At 35.8% G+C, this 15741-nt stretch carries 20 protein-coding genes and 1 tRNA gene; 15 read left to right on the top strand and 6 right to left on the bottom strand.

What is annotated here, in order from left to right:
* The first annotated feature begins 131 nt into the window (after window positions 1-131).
* The 15 genes from G4420_RS11215 to G4420_RS23440 all read left to right on the top strand — a co-directional run bounded on the left by G4420_RS11215 (window position 132) and on the right by G4420_RS23440 (window position 11525).
* Complete coding sequence (locus G4420_RS11215; RefSeq protein ID WP_163323731.1) at window positions 132-689, top strand: Crp/Fnr family transcriptional regulator; 558 nt, start codon at window positions 132-134, stop codon at window positions 687-689.
* A 23-nt stretch (window positions 690-712) separates the two neighbouring features.
* Complete coding sequence (locus tag G4420_RS11210; RefSeq protein ID WP_163323730.1) at window positions 713-1303, top strand: Crp/Fnr family transcriptional regulator; 591 nt, start codon at window positions 713-715, stop codon at window positions 1301-1303.
* Between the two features lie 60 nt (window positions 1304-1363).
* Window positions 1364-2290: an alpha/beta hydrolase gene (locus G4420_RS11205; protein WP_163323729.1), complete on the top strand. Its 927-nt coding sequence runs from the start codon at window positions 1364-1366 to the stop codon at window positions 2288-2290.
* An 80-nt stretch (window positions 2291-2370) separates the two neighbouring features.
* Window positions 2371-2928: a GNAT family N-acetyltransferase gene (locus G4420_RS11200; RefSeq protein WP_163323728.1), complete on the top strand. Its 558-nt coding sequence runs from the start codon at window positions 2371-2373 to the stop codon at window positions 2926-2928.
* The gene (locus tag G4420_RS11195; protein WP_163323727.1) at window positions 2925-3809 is read left to right on the top strand and encodes a leucine-rich repeat domain-containing protein; all 885 of its coding nucleotides are present in this window, start codon (window positions 2925-2927) and stop codon (window positions 3807-3809) included. Before G4420_RS11200 ends, G4420_RS11195 begins: the two co-directional genes overlap by 4 nt.
* A 23-nt stretch (window positions 3810-3832) precedes the next feature.
* Window positions 3833-4714, top strand: a complete 882-nt coding sequence (locus tag G4420_RS11190) for an alpha/beta fold hydrolase (RefSeq protein ID WP_163323726.1) — start codon at window positions 3833-3835, stop codon at window positions 4712-4714.
* 35 nt (window positions 4715-4749) lie between these two features.
* The gene (locus G4420_RS11185) at window positions 4750-5520 is read left to right on the top strand and encodes a class I SAM-dependent methyltransferase (RefSeq protein WP_163323725.1); all 771 of its coding nucleotides are present in this window, start codon (window positions 4750-4752) and stop codon (window positions 5518-5520) included.
* Between the two features lie 272 nt (window positions 5521-5792).
* Complete coding sequence (locus tag G4420_RS11180) at window positions 5793-7187, top strand: alpha/beta hydrolase family protein (RefSeq protein ID WP_163323724.1); 1395 nt, start codon at window positions 5793-5795, stop codon at window positions 7185-7187.
* Between the two features lie 121 nt (window positions 7188-7308).
* Window positions 7309-7752, top strand: a complete 444-nt coding sequence (locus G4420_RS11175) for an alpha/beta fold hydrolase (protein WP_163323723.1) — start codon at window positions 7309-7311, stop codon at window positions 7750-7752.
* Window positions 7740-8060, top strand: a complete 321-nt coding sequence (locus G4420_RS11170) for a hypothetical protein (RefSeq protein ID WP_163323722.1) — start codon at window positions 7740-7742, stop codon at window positions 8058-8060. The genes G4420_RS11175 and G4420_RS11170 overlap by 13 nt, the downstream gene beginning before the upstream one ends.
* Before the next feature lie 31 nt (window positions 8061-8091).
* Window positions 8092-8769 (top strand): DUF4332 domain-containing protein, encoded by a 678-nt coding sequence (locus tag G4420_RS11165; RefSeq protein ID WP_163323721.1) that lies wholly within the window; start codon window positions 8092-8094, stop codon window positions 8767-8769.
* 62 nt (window positions 8770-8831) lie between these two features.
* Complete coding sequence (locus G4420_RS11160) at window positions 8832-9647, top strand: hypothetical protein (RefSeq protein WP_163323720.1); 816 nt, start codon at window positions 8832-8834, stop codon at window positions 9645-9647.
* Between the two features lie 167 nt (window positions 9648-9814).
* On the top strand, window positions 9815-10744 hold the full coding sequence (locus tag G4420_RS11155; RefSeq protein WP_163323719.1) for a PhzF family phenazine biosynthesis protein: 930 nt from the start codon (window positions 9815-9817) through the stop codon (window positions 10742-10744).
* A 197-nt stretch (window positions 10745-10941) separates the two neighbouring features.
* Window positions 10942-11217: a DJ-1/PfpI family protein gene (locus G4420_RS23445; protein ID WP_204273658.1), complete on the top strand. Its 276-nt coding sequence runs from the start codon at window positions 10942-10944 to the stop codon at window positions 11215-11217.
* Window positions 11218-11219: 2 nt separating this feature from the next.
* Window positions 11220-11525: a DJ-1/PfpI family protein gene (locus tag G4420_RS23440; RefSeq protein ID WP_204273657.1), complete on the top strand. Its 306-nt coding sequence runs from the start codon at window positions 11220-11222 to the stop codon at window positions 11523-11525.
* 87 nt (window positions 11526-11612) lie between these two features.
* Here the strand turns inward: G4420_RS23440 and G4420_RS11145 are convergent, their stop codons facing one another.
* The 6 genes from G4420_RS11145 to pyrB all read right to left on the bottom strand — a co-directional run bounded on the left by G4420_RS11145 (window position 11613) and on the right by pyrB (window position 15673).
* A complete protein-coding gene (locus tag G4420_RS11145) occupies window positions 11613-12416 on the bottom strand; it encodes an alpha/beta hydrolase family protein (protein ID WP_163323718.1) in 804 nt (267 codons plus the stop codon).
* 90 nt (window positions 12417-12506) lie between these two features.
* On the bottom strand, window positions 12507-13025 hold the full coding sequence (locus G4420_RS11140; protein ID WP_163323717.1) for a Crp/Fnr family transcriptional regulator: 519 nt from the start codon (window positions 13023-13025) through the stop codon (window positions 12507-12509).
* Window positions 13026-13136: 111 nt separating this feature from the next.
* Complete coding sequence (locus G4420_RS11135) at window positions 13137-13784, bottom strand: phage integrase SAM-like domain-containing protein (protein ID WP_163323716.1); 648 nt, start codon at window positions 13782-13784, stop codon at window positions 13137-13139.
* A gap of 286 nt (window positions 13785-14070) precedes the next feature.
* Window positions 14071-14157 (bottom strand) — tRNA-Leu (locus tag G4420_RS11130).
* 126 nt (window positions 14158-14283) lie between these two features.
* On the bottom strand, window positions 14284-14757 hold the full coding sequence (gene pyrI, locus G4420_RS11125; RefSeq protein ID WP_163323715.1) for an aspartate carbamoyltransferase regulatory subunit: 474 nt from the start codon (window positions 14755-14757) through the stop codon (window positions 14284-14286).
* Window positions 14758-14764: 7 nt separating this feature from the next.
* Entirely contained in the window at window positions 14765-15673 is a 909-nt protein-coding gene (pyrB, locus tag G4420_RS11120) for an aspartate carbamoyltransferase (RefSeq protein WP_045030088.1), read from the bottom strand.
* Between the last annotated feature and the right edge of the window lie 68 nt (window positions 15674-15741).

The raw sequence follows: 15741 nt of genomic DNA, 5'->3' as shown, positions 1-15741 counted from the left end.
CTATTATGGTGTACACTTTAATATCTCAGTGATTATTTCCATTTTTTTGATAATAACCTTTGATGAAACGCCTTTGTGTTTTCCATCAAAACAACTGCATTAAACGATGATGTGGTTTTAAATTGTTGAAAATGTATCAACTGATTAGCAAAATAGATTCTACCAAAAAACAGAATTACAAAATCATAGAGCGATTAAACGGAATTGCCTCACCTGAAATCTATACAAAAAATCAATACCTGCTTGATTTCGGACAGCGCTGTCATAAAATATGGTATTTAAAATCGGGTATGGTTCGGCGCTATTATATACATGAAGGCAAGGAAATTACCTTGTGGTTGTACTCAGAAAATGAGATTTTCACAGAATTTCAAAGTTTCTCGCGCCGTATGACTTCTGGAGTTTATATTCAAGCTTGCGAGGATACTGAAGTAGTAAGCATTTCTCGATCTGAATATCTAAGTCTCGGACAAAATCCTGAAATGTGGTTATTCTGTATTTTGATGATTGAAAATGTGTTTCTCGACATTGACCAGCATCTGCGTAATCTTCAAACAAAAGATGCAAGAGGAAAATTCGAATACTTACTAGAACAAGCTCCCGAAATAATCAAACGTGCCAAGTTGGGGCATATTGCTTCAATGCTGGGAATATCGCAGGAAACTTTAAGCCGGATACGCAGAGGTTGAACATAAATTCAGTATTTTTGACTATGACTGTTTCGATCGAGAATTTCAGGAGCTTTATTGAGCGCTACGTAACGTTAACACAAGCGGAGTGGGAAACAATTTGTTGCGACTTTAGGTTGAAGTTATTTAAGAAAGACGATTTGATAGTTGAACAAGGAAAGATTTGCCGCCATTTCTATTTTTTTGAAGAAGGCATAATCCGCGTTTTCTATAATATTGATGGCAATGATATAACCAAATCATTTGCCATTCCTCCGTATTGTTTTACCTCGAAGATCAGTTTCAGAAACCAGGTTCCATCGGAAGAAAGTATTCAGGCGCTTGAGAATACAGTGGTTTGGGAAATCACTTACGGGCAATACAGAAAATTGGAGGAAATAGAGACGTGGAATCGTTTTATGCATAAGCTCATTAATGAGATTCAGGAGTTTACTGAAAAACGTATGCTGGAATCTAAAATATACACAGCCGAGCAAAATTACGAGTTTTTACTTAATCGATATCCGGCGCAACTGATGCAAAAAATTCCATTAAAACATCTTGCATCATTTTTAGGAGTAGCATCTCAATCTTTAAGCCGAATTAGAAATAAGTTGCATAATAGCAGAAGTTAACATAGGTGAATTTGCTTTTGCAAACAAAGCGGGAACTTTGTAGCCGAAAAGAAAATCAAAATGGCAAGTTTAAAAAGTAAAATCCTGATTGCTATCATGCTAAAGCGCCACTGGTTTAAGGGCCGGAGGAAAAAGCCCAAGATGGGAAATTCGGTGGAAGCAGTACTGGCTTTTCGTGCTGAATGTGAAAAAGGTGCAGAGCGTTTTGGCAAAATTCCGGATGGCATTGAAGTAAAGCCCGGGATAATTAATATGATCATTTCGGAATGGTTGATACCGGAAAATGCAATGCCCGATAAACTGCTTTTTTATGTGCATGGCGGTGGTTATGTTTCGGGCTCGTGCAAAGATCACCGAAGCATTGTTTCGAAAGTGTCCAAAGCTACACGATTAAAATGTTTGCTCTTCGAATATGGATTAGCTCCTGAAAATCCTTTCCCTGCTGCATTGAATGACACGATAACGACATATCAGGAAATATTGAAAAAAGGATATTCCCCCGAAAACATCATCATGATGGGAGAATCGGCCGGTGGCGGACTTTGTCTGGCAAGTCTTCTGGCGATTCGCGACCGCAATATCCCGTTGCCAAAAGCAGCGGTAGTAATCTCGCCCTGGACCGACCTGAGTTGTTCAGGGGAATCGTATAGTACAAAAAACAAAGTGTCACTGGCGCCGCTGAATAGTTGGACAGTCTTCAGTGGTTTATATGTTGCTGGAAGCAATGTCACTGATCCTTACATTTCGCCTTTATTTGGAGATTTGAAAGGATTGCCACCACTTTTTATCAATGCAGGAAATGCCGACGAACTGTTTGACGAAGCTCATGCTTTTTACGAAAAAGCCAAACGGACCGGGGTTGATGTAACATTCCGCGAAGGCGAAAATATGATCCATTGTTATCCGCTACTGGCTCCGCTTTTCCCGGAGGCCACGGAAGCTATGACTGAAGTTACTGCATTTATCAAACTTCACCTCGAACTGTGATTTTTTGATTTAAGTCAAAAATATTCCAGAAGGCTTTTCTGTCCTTTGCATCAATTAAGATAAAAGCAAATAATGCCTCAATGACAACTGAAAACATTACTATCAAAGAAACAGGAAACAAAGATCTACACACCATTTACGAAGTAGAGAAACTCGCTTTTGGTTACGAAAAAGAAGCCCGATTAACCGAAGCACTTTTAAACGATCCAACAGCCAGGCCGCTATTATCTCTTTTGGCGTTCCATAACGAAAAAGCCGTTGGGCACATTCTTTTTACAAGAGTTTATATGAATGAAATGTCGGAAGATCAACCCTTAATTCACATCCTGGCGCCGCTGGCTGTTATTCCTGAATACCAGAAACAGGGAATTGGTGGAATGCTGATAAAAGCAGGGCTGGAAAAACTCAAGCAAGCAGGATCGGCTTTGGTCTTTGTACTCGGTCATATAGGATATTACTGCAGACATGGTTTTATTCCAGATGCCGGGAAACTGGGCTACCAGGCTCCTTACCCAATTCCGGAAGAATTTGCCAACGCCTGGATGGTGCAGTCACTAGATCCGGAAGATTTTACAGTAAAAAAGGGAACGGTTGTATGCGCTAATGAACTGAACAAACCCGAACACTGGAAAGAATGACAAGCAGAGAACTATATACGGAATTAACTGAGGCCTATTCTCAGGAAAACCTGAACAGGATCACCGGGAAACTGATTCTTCTGTATAAAAAAAAGAATTATGCAACCATTCGGGCCATCGCAAATAAGATTTCGAAGTACGTTGACATAAACGAAGAAAAGGATGCCAAATGTTTCTCGAAACTTGTGGTGCTTTATCATCCCGATAAAGGGCATGCAATTCGCGAAGAGATTCAGCAATTGTACGAGCAAAACAACCTGGAACGCCTGCAAAAATTTGCCCACATCCACCTTGTTCAGGACATCGAAAACCTGGTAGTTAAGGTTGTTGACGAAAGTATTGATTACCGACCCGAATATGTTTGGGACACCGAAATCGATGATGGGTACTACACAGACTCGGAAGTTGATGAAGACGCCTACTTCGATAATCAGGATGAAGTTGAGATCGAGCGTTCATTTTTCAACCTAATAAAAATCAGGGAATACGGAAGAACAAACATCGAACTTCCGACCTATTATCTAGAAGATTTTGAGGAGTTTGAACTGGCCGAATCGGGTCTTGAATCGCTTGATGGCGTAGAATATTGTACCCATGTCAAAATTCTGGATGTTTCCAACAATGAGTTGACCGACATCAGTAATTTATGGGATTTGCACGACTTGGAGGAACTATATCTCGCCAATAATCAAATTGGATACATCGATGCGCTGAGTAATCTTTCAAAACTCCGGATAGTTGATCTGTCGGGGAATGGAATCGATGACATCAGTCCACTTTTCGATTTGGAAAATCTTGAATATGTGAATTTGGTTGGAAATCGGATCCCCAAGAATCAGCTGACAAATCTGGAGAAGAAAGGTTGTGTTGTCGTTAATTGATATAAATAATAAAATAGTATAATATGAAGCAAAAATTAAAAAAATATTTAGGATGGGGGTTAATTGTTATAGGGTTAATATTCCTTGCAAATACGCTAATAGCCCAATCGAATTATCCCAAAATGGTCGCATCGAAAGATGGTACACAAATATCGTATGAAGTTTACGGTACAGGTGAACCGACACTTGTATTTGTACATGGTTGGAGTTGCGATGCAAGATACTGGCAGAAACAAGTAGCTGAGTTTTCCCGAAACAATCGAATTATTTTGATAGACCTTGCGGGACATGGCCACTCGGGAATGACCCGTGAAAAATATACCATGAAGGCATTTGGAGAAGATGTGCAAGCGGTGGTTGAAGCAACCAAAAGCGAAAATGTAATACTTATCGGCCACTCATCGGGAGGGCCTGTTATTGCAGATGCAGCACGGTTAATGCCACACAGGGTAAAAGGGCTTATTGGGATAGATACCTGGGAAAACATTGAATATCCATTAAGTAGCGAAGAATTGAATGGTATGATGGCTCCATTTCATGAAAACTTTCAATCCGGAACGAGACAATTTGTTCAACAAATGCTTCTCCCTGCTAAAGACACCCTGCTAAATAATTGGATTATTGCAGATATGTCAGCAGCACCTCAAAGAATAGCACTTAGCTCCATGGAAGAAGTATTGATGCAAAGTGTTACCGGTGAGGCTGCCGAAATATTCGAAGATATCCATTTGCCTGTTATTGTAGTAAAAGGAGATTTATGGCCAGTCGATTACGAGGCGAACCGAAGACACATGAAATCTTACGAGGTTATTGAAATAGAAAATGCAGACCATTTTCTTATGCTGAATCGACCAGATGAATTTAACCAGGCTTTAAAACAGGCTATTGAGACACTTAACTATTAAAAATACAAATCACAAATTAATAATACCAGGTAATCATGAGTAATGAAAACACTTCAATTCACGAATTCGATTTGAATGTAATTCACGAATATTTTCTTAATACAAAAAGGCAAGGACCGGGAAACCCTAAAATAACGCGTAAAGCACTGAGCTTTATCGATAGCCTTAATGAGAATTCAAAAGTGGCAGATGTTGGTTGTGGTACAGGTGGCCAAACAATGGTTTTAGCTGAAGATATTATTGGTGAAATTATCGGAATCGATTTGCATTCGGGTTTTATAGATCAATTCAAGCAAAATGCACAAACATTATCTATCCACAACAGGGTAAAAGGCGTTGTTGGCAATATGGAAGATCTTCCATTTCAGGAAGAAGAATTAGACTTGATTTGGTCGGAAGGTTCTATTTATAATATTGGATTTGAGCGCGGATTAACCGAATGGCGGAAGTTTTTGAAACAGGGTGCCTATATTGCAATAACAGAAAACACATGGTTTACTGATGAGCGTCCTACCGAAATTCAGGAATTTTGGCAAAAAGCATATCCCGAAATAGATACTATTTCAAACAAGATTAATCAAATGCAAAAGGCAGGGTATCTTCCTATAGCCACATTTATAGTTCCCGATAGTTGTTGGACAGATTATTATGCTGCCATGAAAGAAATGCAAAGTTCTTTTCTTAAAAAGTATAAAGGCAATAAATCAGCAGAACAATTTATAGAATATCAACGGTATGAAGCAGCGTTGTACGACAAGTACAAAGCCTATTATGGATATGTGTTTTACATTGGGAAAAAGATATAAAACGGGAAAGGATGAAAAGGATAATTCTCCTAATCACGTTTGTTATAGGATGTTAAGTGCAATCATATTCGCAATCATCGTCTCTGAATTCGGTTTTAAAAGGTGGGATAAAGTAACCTTTTTTACCAAGCCTTTTTCCCGACCTTAATGGTTTAATTAGGCAGGTATTGTAAAAAAGTTTATAGGATAGTAAGTCAATAAACCATTAGTTAACACTGCATTTTTGAATTCATAAAGTTTTTAATATTAAATATTTCAAGAAGACCTCAATCATGAAAACAGTTTTCATTTTATTATTAATGTTTCTAATTACATTACAGCTTAACGGACAAAATATTACAGGGGAATGGTATGGTTTGCTTGCCCCTCAAGGTGAAGCGCTTCGGATAACGCTTGATGTAGAGCAAACAAAAAGAAGTTATAAAACTACTTTATACAGTATTGACCAAACATCAGAAGGTTTTGAGATGAAAAGGACCAAATTAAAAGATTCAACCTATACAACTAAAGCATTTCTTGGTTTATTTGGTTATAGCGGAATTTTAAGCGAAGACTCTATAAAAGGTACTTTTAAACAATTTGGAATGGAATTTCCTTTAGTATTTACAAGGAATGAAATTGAGAAACCTGTTTTTAAGCGTGCTCAGGAACCTGTACTTCCATTGCCCTATTACACTGAAGACATTAAGTTCGCCAATAATAGCGACAGAGACACATTAGCTGGAACATTGAGCTTACCTGATAAGGAAGGCAAATATCCGGTAGTAATTTTAATTTCGGGTAGCGGCCCTCAAAATCGCGATGAAGAGCTTGCCAGGCATAAGCCTTTTCTTGTACTTTCCGATTATTTAACCCGAAAAGGTATTGCTGTCTTGCGTTACGATGACAGGGGCTTCGGAGAATCAACAGGTTGTCATGAATGCGCAACAACAGCCGATTTTGCCAGTGATGTAAAGGCGGCCATCGAATATTTAAAAAGCAGGAACGAAATTGATATTGATAATATTGGTCTTATTGGACATAGCGAAGGTGGAATGATAGCTCCAATGGTAGCTTCAGAGAACAGTGATGTCGGTTTTATTGTAACATTGGCAGCTCCGGGAGTTTCTCTTAAAGAAATTATATTAAAGCAAAATGAATTAATTTCAAGAGCTGAAGGAGAATCGGAAGAAAAAATAGCAATGGACAGAAGCATCACAGAGAAAGCCCTGAATATGATTGCCGCCGCTGAAGATGTTGATGTGCTCGAAAAACAATTATCAAAATACCTTAAAAAGGAAGCAAGAAAAAATAAGGAGCTTATAAAAAAGGAATCCGACGTAAAAGAATATGTCAACTCTTATTTATTGGAGTATGCCAATATTTGGATGATTTATGCCTTAAATTATAATGCTGCAAAATATTTTGAAAAGGTACAATGTCCATCATTAATCTTAAATGGTGCAAAGGACTTACAGGTTGATTCCGAAGATAACTTACCCGTGATAGAAAAAGCATTTCAGGATAGTGGAAACAAAGAGGTGAAAATTATAGAATATCCAAATCTTAACCATTTATTTCAGGAATGCAACACGGGTAGTCCCAGCGAATATTCCTCTATTGAGGAAACAATATCTCCAACGGTACTCGATGATATAAAAACGTGGATAAAAAGCATAATGGATTAAATTTAGTCTATAAGCTATTGCAAGAGTTTGCCGGTGAAATCTGATAAACAAACAACCGGATTTTACTCAGTGCTATTACAATTATTCTTCATGTAAAATTTCCGTATTAAACTAAATAGGTATGGCTTATTTTGTATTTCAGAAACAGAAGGTATTCTATAAAATAATAGGAAAAGGAGAACCCTTACTGTTGTTACATGGCAATACCATGTCATCAAAAATGTTTAGTACTGTAACTAGAAAATATGCCAAAAACTTTAAGGTAATTCTTGTCGATTTCCCAGGGCACGGAAAGTCGGAAAGAATGGAAAAGTTTGAATCCGATTTTTGGTATTATAACTCAGAGGTGACTTATGCGCTTATTCAAACCTTAAAGCTGGATAAGGTTTCAGTTGTAGGAACAAGTGGTGGTGCATTAGTATCTCTTAATTTAGGTTTGGAACATCAGGAATGTACAAAGTATATAATAGCCGATAGTTTTGAAGGCGAATTCCCGTTAAAATCGTATGTTAAAACTATTGAGCAAGATAGGGAAACGGATAAAAGAAATTATTGGCAAAACTGATATGGTGGTACTGCCATGGCACTGATTGGAAAAAAGTTGTTGATTCAGATACTGAAGTGAATATGGAATTTTATAAAACAGGCAAATCGTTTTTTCATAAATCTATTTCAGAGCTCAGGGTGCCAACTTTAATAACAGGAAGTAGGAAAGATGAATATTGCGATCATCTGGATAAAATTTATGGTGATTTAACCAAAAGGAATGAAATGTTAGAAGTGTATTTATTTGAGCAGGGAGGCCATCCGGCAATGATTACTAATACAAATGCCTTCTTAGAAATTATTAAACAGAAAATCTTTCAGTTTTAACATCTTGGCTATTGGAATAAAAGAGTAGGATATGGGATATTATATTGATCTAGAAAAAATATGCTTAAATAAATACAAAGAAATGCTGAGATCAGTTGATTTACTTCCTGGCAGAATGATCATAAAGGAGAATTTGGATTTAAATTTTGAGGTATTAAAGCGCGAAGGAATAAAGAATGTTGATGAAATACTAAAGGCTTTAAAAAATAAGAAAAGTATAAACGATTTCGCACTAAATAGCGGATTAGAAGAAGGATATCTAACAGTTTTAGTGCGAGAAATTAAAAGCTACCAGCCAAAGCCAAATAAACTAAAAGACTTTCCTGGGATTTCTGAAAATGATCTAATGAAATTGGAAGAAATCCAGATAAAAAATACAGTTCAATTATTTGATAGAGCAACCACTAAGCATAAGAGAAATGATCTATGCCAACAAACCGGAATTGATAAAAACGACCTTTTAAAAATTACGAAATTAACCGATCTTGCAAGAATAAGGTGGGTAAATCACACTTTTGCTTTTGTTTTGTTTGAAGCTGGTTACGATACTGTTGAAAAGGTTGCAAATGGTGATTCAGAAAAGCTTTATCAGGATATAAAACAGTTGAATGAAGAGAGGAATCTCTACAATGCACATATTGGATTACACGATATAAAACTTTGTGTTGAGGCAGCGAACGATGTCTCATTAGAAATCGATTATGAGTGATTGAAGTGATAAAATATAAATAATCTATCTCGTAAGTAATTATTTAACTGAAATAGAAAACAATGATACGTACCAATAAAATACTGTTGTGTTTAAGCCTTATTTCTATGTTGGCTTGCAATACAGAAAGTAAAATTTATAAGCGTGTAGGTGGCGGGCATTTGTATTTAGTATCGGGTAATAAGGAATTGTTCTGGTTTTCAGGAATCCATGGAGTAGATCCTTTAAATCCAATGTTTTATGATATATGTGTAGAATTTGCAAAGTTTGCCCCGGATGTAGTTTTGGTTGAAGGAAACGCAATTGCTCCAAATGACAGCTTGGATGCAATTAGACACGGAGAGAGTTCGTTCGTGGCCTATCTGTCACAAACAAATCATATTCAGATACAAAGTACGGAGCCTACTGATTCCAGCATATTTCGATATTTATTGAATTCATGTACGAAAGATGAGATATTGGCTATGTATTTAATCAGGCAAATGGTGCAATGGCAACGCCCAAATGCGAACATTAATTTTGAAGTAAATGCTGTAGATTTTGTTAATGGGATTAATAAAACATTGAAGTATTCAGTATCATCAATAAAGCTTTCGCAGCTCTCTGATCTTTTAGAACCTTATACGAATATTGAAGATTTAAATAACAATAACTGGACTGATTTTGATGCTAAAAAGTACCTGTATTTTTCAAAAAACAGGATTAATGAAATATATGAACACGTTTCAGCTTATAGGAATATCTATTTGATTCAACTATTAAAAGAGACGCTTGAATCCAACAATAGAGTATTTGTAATGATGGGATTTGATCATGCAAAAGAGCTTGATAAAGAGTTGCAAAAGTTATTTGATGATTTGTCAATCAGAAGTGAATAGTACCATAGAAAGCCATGAGGAAAAGGAAAATGCACCCTTAATGGCATAAAGAATGCTATTTTAATACGAAATAGAGTCCGTGTATTGAATTTAAGATGAATAAAAATTATAGACCTTTGGATACTGGCTGTGTTAATGATTACCATTAAAAAGAAAAATAAATCGGAATGGGGATAATATATTATATTGTTGATGTTTTTACATTGTCAAAATATGGTGGAAATCAATTGGCTGTTTTTATTGATTATGAAAATGAAGTTTCAGAAGAACTAATGCTTCAAATTGCAAAAGAGTTAAAATTTTCAGAGATAACTTTTGTCAAGAAAAATTATGGGGATAAGGAATTTGATGTTAGAATTTTTACTCCAGAATATGAAGTTCCTTTTGCCGGCCATCCTACTTTAGGAACAGCCTATATAATCTCTAAATATTTATTACCGGAACCTAAAAAAAGTATATTATTAAAGCTAAAGCATACAGATATCAGAGTTGATTTATCCTCTGTTGATAATCTGGATTTCTGTGATTTTATAATGGAGCAAGCTCAACCCCAATTTATTAAGAAATATACGCACGAAGATATTGCAGTAGGGTTAGGAATTGATATGAAAGCTATAGATTTAAAAATGCCTATAGAAGAGATAAGTACAGGTATTCCTTATATAATTATTCCACTTATTAGTTTAAAAGAAATGAATGGAATTAAGCTAAACCCAGATAAAGTAATTGAGTTTTTAATAAAAAACAAGTGCTATAAAACTAATAGTTGGTCAGGATTATCCACCTCATTATATTTTATTACAGAAGATACTTACGAGAAATTTAACAACTACAATGGACGTATGTTCTGTATTGAAAATGGAAATATAATTGAAGATTCCGCAACAGGAAGTGCCAATGGCTGCTTTTTAGCTTATCTTCTAAAAAACAATTCAAATTGTATTTCTGCTATTGTTGAACAAGGTTTTCAAATGAATCGCAAATCTTACATCAAATTACAAGGCAAATTGCACAACGGTAAATTTTCCTTAAAAGTAGGTGGAAATGTTGTTGAATTAAGTAAGGGTACCTGGAACATTTATCCTGTCGAAAGCTAAAGTAAACAACATTATTGTGCATAGCAATATATTTAGTGAAAAATACAATTAAAGGTTCGTAAAACGAAGAAACGCGTTATGGTAATTTTGTCGGAAGGAATCAGTTACTCTAAAATACAATTAACTACGTGGAGAAAAATTGCCCTTGTACAGACCAATAAAAGAAACAAAATCTTATACTGATAAATTGATTTAAAATGAAAAAAGTATTGTTACTGTTAGCCGACGGGTTTGAGACATTTGAGGCAAGTGTGTTTATTGATGTGATTGGCTGGAATCTTGTATATGGTGATAACTCGACTGAATTATTTACGTGTGGATTAAAAAAGGAAATTAAGAGTTCCTTTAACCAACGTTTTATTGTTGATTACTTGATTGATGAGATTGACGTTGATTCGTTTGATGCATTAGCAATTCCTGAGGATTTGAAATTTATGGATTTTACAAAGACGCATATGACACTATATTCTTAGATTTGATCAGAGCTTTTAACTCAAAAAATAAAATAATTGTGTCTATTTGTGTTGGAGCTTTACCAGTTGGAAAGAGTGGAATCTTAAAGGATAAAAAAGGGACAGTTTACAATAGTCCAATACGAAGAGAGGAATTAAAAGGATTTGGTGTTAATGTGATCCATCAGCCAATTGTGGTGGATGATAATATCATAACATCATGGAATCCGTCAACAGCTATAAATGTTGCATTATTATTGCTCGAGAAATTGACAACCAGAATCAATGCGGACAAAATTCGCCAATTAATGGGGTTTGATAATAAATGAATTTTATATGCTCATGAGACTACAAAAATGTATTTGTTTAGTATTCAGGATTTGAGACCTAAATTATTTAGACCTTTAATAAGTTTATTATAATTCTTCGGATAACCAGTTTTCGATATCTTGCCACATAGTCTCAGTTACATTATGGCCAACATTGTATCGATTTAATTTTATGTCCGGACATTTTGTTCCATGTTCTAATTTAAGTTTGTCGTAAAAATCAACAACCCGGTTTGGATTGAAATGGGTGTCGTTCATTCCGATTAAGGCAAAAATCTTTCTGTCATAAAATCGTTCAAAACGGTTGGCTGGACTATTCTTCAAAGCATAAGCTTCTAAATTTTTTCGTGTCTCGGCTGAATCTAAAAATCTTGCATCTTCAGGAATATCATCCCAATACGGAGAACTGATTATTGGAATAGCAAATGAAATCCGGGGATCTCGAACAAGGCTTGAATAAGTTATAAAACCGCCCATTGATATACCCATCATACCGATTTTGGAAGTATCAATTAAGCTGTTTGCAGAAAAATAGTCGATAAGCGTTGAAATATCCTGTGCATTTTCATCGATTGCCTTTCGAAGCTTTACTATATCAATCATTCCATCGTTTGTAAGTATTTTTTCAGCTATGGTTATACCTTTCCTTTCACCGTGATACCTGTTGTCTAAAGCAAGCACATAATATCCCATTTCAGCGAAATTCTCTATCCTGTCAGACCATTGCTCCTTGTTCCCATTAAATCCGTGGCTTAAGATCAATAGCCCTTTTTTGTGGTTGTCGTCAATGTAGCAAACCTGTACCGGAATCTCATCTATTTTATAATTGTTTGAAACTGTTTTTTTGTGTTTAGAGCAGTTGGTAAACGAAGAGCCAACGGCTGCTATCAACATAAGTATTAAACCTGATTGTAGTCCCATAATTGCAAAGTATTATTCATTGTTTTGTATTGACAAAGAAAAGTACCTGCGATTACTTTTTCATTTACAATTGTTGATAAATTGCTTTCGTGCCCTGCTAAGTTGTGTTGGAGTGATTCCCAAAAAGTTTGCAATGTAATAATGGGGAATACGATTAATCAGGTTAGGGTATTCTTGTAAGAATAGTTTATACCTTTCCAATGAGTTCAAATTCAGAAGCGCTACTAAGCGTGATTGTAATTGAGCATTTAATTTTTGAAAAGAGGAAGTTATAACCTCTGTTATTTCCTTGTCCTTATTCACATACGACATTATCGTTGAATAATCAGCCTTATAAATTTCGCAGTTGGTTAGTGCTTGAATCGAAATTACAGCATTCATATTTGGAACAAAACTGCCAATAACCATATCGTCTTCTCCGTAAAAATGAGTTGTTATTTCATTTCCATCAGCATCGATTACAAAACCCCGTAAAACACCTTTCTTTAATCGACCGATTTGTTTACATGAAGCCGCATATTTTAGAAAGAATTCTCCTTTCTTTATTATCTCAGTATTGTGTAACGATTCAATTAACATTATTCTTTTTCAATAGGCGTATTAAAAATTATGCAAATATTAGAATTAATCCATTTACTAAAGTCAAAAAAAATATGGCTTTTTCAGTAATTTGGTTCATATTTAATATTTTCAGGTATCAATCAAATAATACAATGTATCTAATAGGCTCCTGCTTTTTCTTTTTGCCGACTTCATTAAACTGATGCCAAAAGCATGTATAGGCAAAGGAGGCTTCATTCTTGTCAAATGGACCTTGTACTCTTTCTTTAGGAAAACATCAAAGGCTTCAAGAAATTTGTAATCAACTTTCTCGACAGGATAATCCGTTCTCTTGCTAAATTTCTTGACGAATTCACCCAGACGTTTTCTAGACGACTTATAATGTTTATAGGTTTCATGAGAATAGCTTTTCCCCAGTTTCTCGTGCATATTCTTCAAGTAGTAGTCAAATACTTTTAGAATACCTTCGCTGTCATCGATGTTTCGTATCCTATTTTTAATGGTAATTACATCGAAATCTTCTCCTGAAGATTTAAGTAAATTGTAATGATCCTGAATCTCATTTTGAATCTTACTCAATCTGTTATTCAGGATTTGGGCTCTTTCATTTCTTCCACTGAAATGTTGTCCAGATTCATCCCATTTATCAGGATGACAATAAATACCCGTAGAAAGCTCAACGCGTTTGGAATCTAGAGTAAATCTTACATAAACAGGAATTTCTCCATTAATTTTCTGTCTCGCTTTTTTCACAATAAAGTTAATAGTCAATCTCATCTTTTTTCATTTTAAGGTTAAAGAAAAAATTGGTCTCGATTGTAGCTTAAAAATACCCTTTTAGGGGCTCGTTTTCAAGATCAAATCGAGTCAATTCATGTCAATTTAAATGTTGAAATAGAGATACTTATGAGAATTGCCGAGACTAGTTTGTTGTAAAAAAGTAGTGGTCTCGGTAAAGTCTCGTTTAGAATGACTTTTTTTGTGCTTTTTTGATACTTATAGAAAACAAAAAAGCACTTAAAATATTGATTTTAAGTGCTTTTGATTTTATTTGGATTTCTCCTGGTGCCCAGTAAAGGACTCGAACCTTCACATTCATAAGAATACTAGTCCCTGAAACTAGCGCGTCTACCAATTCCGCCAACTGGGCAAATCTGTTAAGAACATTCCAAAATCTGTGGTGTTTACTCCGTTTCGATTTTGGACGTGCAAATATATAAAAAATCCGCCTTCTTGTTTCTTTAAAAAGGCGGATTTAGCTGAAAACAATTATTTCTTACAACATTTTTATTTCGTCTTCTGATGTAATTTTTTCGCAGTATTTACATTTTAATGCAATCGGGTTTGTATTAATTACTCTGAACGAGGTAGTTATCTTTTCGTGGTTGGTAATACACTTCGGATTAAAGCATTTTACAATTCCCGTAATTTTCTGTGGAATCTCAACAATTTTCTTTTCGGCCACTTCGTAATCTCTAATGATATTGAGTTTGGCGTGTGGTGCGATTAAAGCAATTTTGTTGATCTCATCGTTTTCAAAAAACTTATCCGAAACTTTAATAATGGCTTTTGCCCCCAGCTTTCCACTTTCTAGGTTGGTTCCGAAAGTAATTTGGTTTTCAATTGTATCGAGACCCAAAATTGCTATTACCTCAAATAAACTTTTTGCCGGAATATGGTCGATCACTGTTCCATCTTTAATGGCACTAACTTTTAATTTTAACTTCTTTTTTGCGTCATTTTTTTCCATGGCGGTATTATTTAAGGTTCATTACATGTGAGATAATCGCTTCGCGGGTGAACACCCCGTTAAGTGCCTGTTCGAAATAGTAAGCTTTTTCGCTGCTGTCAACATCGGTGGCAATTTCGTTAACGCGTGGCAGCGGATGCAACACCCGAACATTTGGTTTGGTATTTTCCAGCATCGCTTTATTTAAAATGTAAACATCTTTCACTTTTTCGTATTCTATCGGGTCAGAAAAACGTTCCTTCTGAACGCGGGTCATGTAAATAATATCGGCTTCCGAAATAATATCGGTAAACTCTTCGTGTTCAAAATAACGAATGCCTCTTTCTTCCAAATGGTGTTTATAACCGCGTGGCATTTGCAAACTTTCGGGTGCAATGAAGTTAAAAATCGGATTCTCGAATTCAGACATGGCCTGTAGCAGCGAATGTACTGTTCTTCCAAACTTAAGGTCACCAACCATAAACAGGTTTAGGTTATCAAGCGTGCCCTGCGTTTTTAAAATGGAATACATGTCGAGCAGCGTTTGTGTTGGGTGCTGGTTGGCACCGTCGCCGGCGTTGATAATTGGCACACTCGAAACTTCGGCAGCATAACGCGCTGCGCCTTCAAGCGGGTGACGCATAACAATAAGGTCGGCATAGTTGCTCACCATTTTAATAGTGTCGTGCAGTGTTTCTCCTTTTGTTGCACTCGAGCTGTCAGGATCGGCAAAACCAACAATTCGTCCCCCCAAACGATTAATGGCTGTTTCGAAACTTAAGCGTGTGCGTGTTGATGGCTCAAAAAAAAGGGAGGCAACAACTTTCCCTTTCAATAGTTCCTGGTTCGGATTTGCTTCAAAATCCGCAGCCAGTTCCATAATTCTCAGATATTCTTCTTTCGAGAAATCTGTGATCGAAATTAAATCCTTCTTCATTGCCTTAAATATTGAATTTGATAATGTGGTTGACTGAAAAAAAGAAGACCAACATTTCGGAAAAGAAA

The sequence above is a fragment of the Draconibacterium mangrovi genome, assembly GCF_010586825.1.
Taxonomy (GTDB): Bacteria; Bacteroidota; Bacteroidia; order Bacteroidales; family Prolixibacteraceae; genus Draconibacterium; species Draconibacterium mangrovi.
Note: the sequence above shows the minus strand (reverse complement) of the source record. Positions and strands in the feature narration are given on the sequence as shown.

Bases quoted from the DNA above. Each gene is read 5' to 3' on its own strand.
- G4420_RS11215 (WP_163323731.1), top strand. From the start codon at position 132: ATGTATCAACTGATTAGCAAAATAGATTCTACCAAAAAACAGAATTAC.
- G4420_RS11210 (WP_163323730.1), top strand. From the start codon at position 713: ATGACTGTTTCGATCGAGAATTTCAGGAGCTTTATTGAGCGCTACGTA.
- G4420_RS11205 (WP_163323729.1), top strand. From the start codon at position 1,364: ATGGCAAGTTTAAAAAGTAAAATCCTGATTGCTATCATGCTAAAGCGC.
- G4420_RS11200 (WP_163323728.1), top strand. From the start codon at position 2,371: ATGACAACTGAAAACATTACTATCAAAGAAACAGGAAACAAAGATCTA.
- G4420_RS11195 (WP_163323727.1), top strand. From the start codon at position 2,925: ATGACAAGCAGAGAACTATATACGGAATTAACTGAGGCCTATTCTCAG.
- G4420_RS11190 (WP_163323726.1), top strand. From the start codon at position 3,833: ATGAAGCAAAAATTAAAAAAATATTTAGGATGGGGGTTAATTGTTATA.
- G4420_RS11185 (WP_163323725.1), top strand. From the start codon at position 4,750: ATGAGTAATGAAAACACTTCAATTCACGAATTCGATTTGAATGTAATT.
- G4420_RS11180 (WP_163323724.1), top strand. From the start codon at position 5,793: ATGAAAACAGTTTTCATTTTATTATTAATGTTTCTAATTACATTACAG.
- G4420_RS11175 (WP_163323723.1), top strand. From the start codon at position 7,309: ATGGCTTATTTTGTATTTCAGAAACAGAAGGTATTCTATAAAATAATA.
- G4420_RS11165 (WP_163323721.1), top strand. From the start codon at position 8,092: ATGGGATATTATATTGATCTAGAAAAAATATGCTTAAATAAATACAAA.
- G4420_RS11160 (WP_163323720.1), top strand. From the start codon at position 8,832: ATGATACGTACCAATAAAATACTGTTGTGTTTAAGCCTTATTTCTATG.
- G4420_RS11155 (WP_163323719.1), top strand. From the start codon at position 9,815: ATGGGGATAATATATTATATTGTTGATGTTTTTACATTGTCAAAATAT.
- G4420_RS23445 (WP_204273658.1), top strand. From the start codon at position 10,942: ATGAAAAAAGTATTGTTACTGTTAGCCGACGGGTTTGAGACATTTGAG.
- G4420_RS11140 (WP_163323717.1), bottom strand. From the start codon at position 13,025: ATGTTAATTGAATCGTTACACAATACTGAGATAATAAAGAAAGGAGAA.
- G4420_RS11135 (WP_163323716.1), bottom strand. From the start codon at position 13,784: ATGAGATTGACTATTAACTTTATTGTGAAAAAAGCGAGACAGAAAATT.
- pyrI (WP_163323715.1), bottom strand. From the start codon at position 14,757: ATGGAAAAAAATGACGCAAAAAAGAAGTTAAAATTAAAAGTTAGTGCC.
- pyrB (WP_045030088.1), bottom strand. From the start codon at position 15,673: ATGAAGAAGGATTTAATTTCGATCACAGATTTCTCGAAAGAAGAATAT.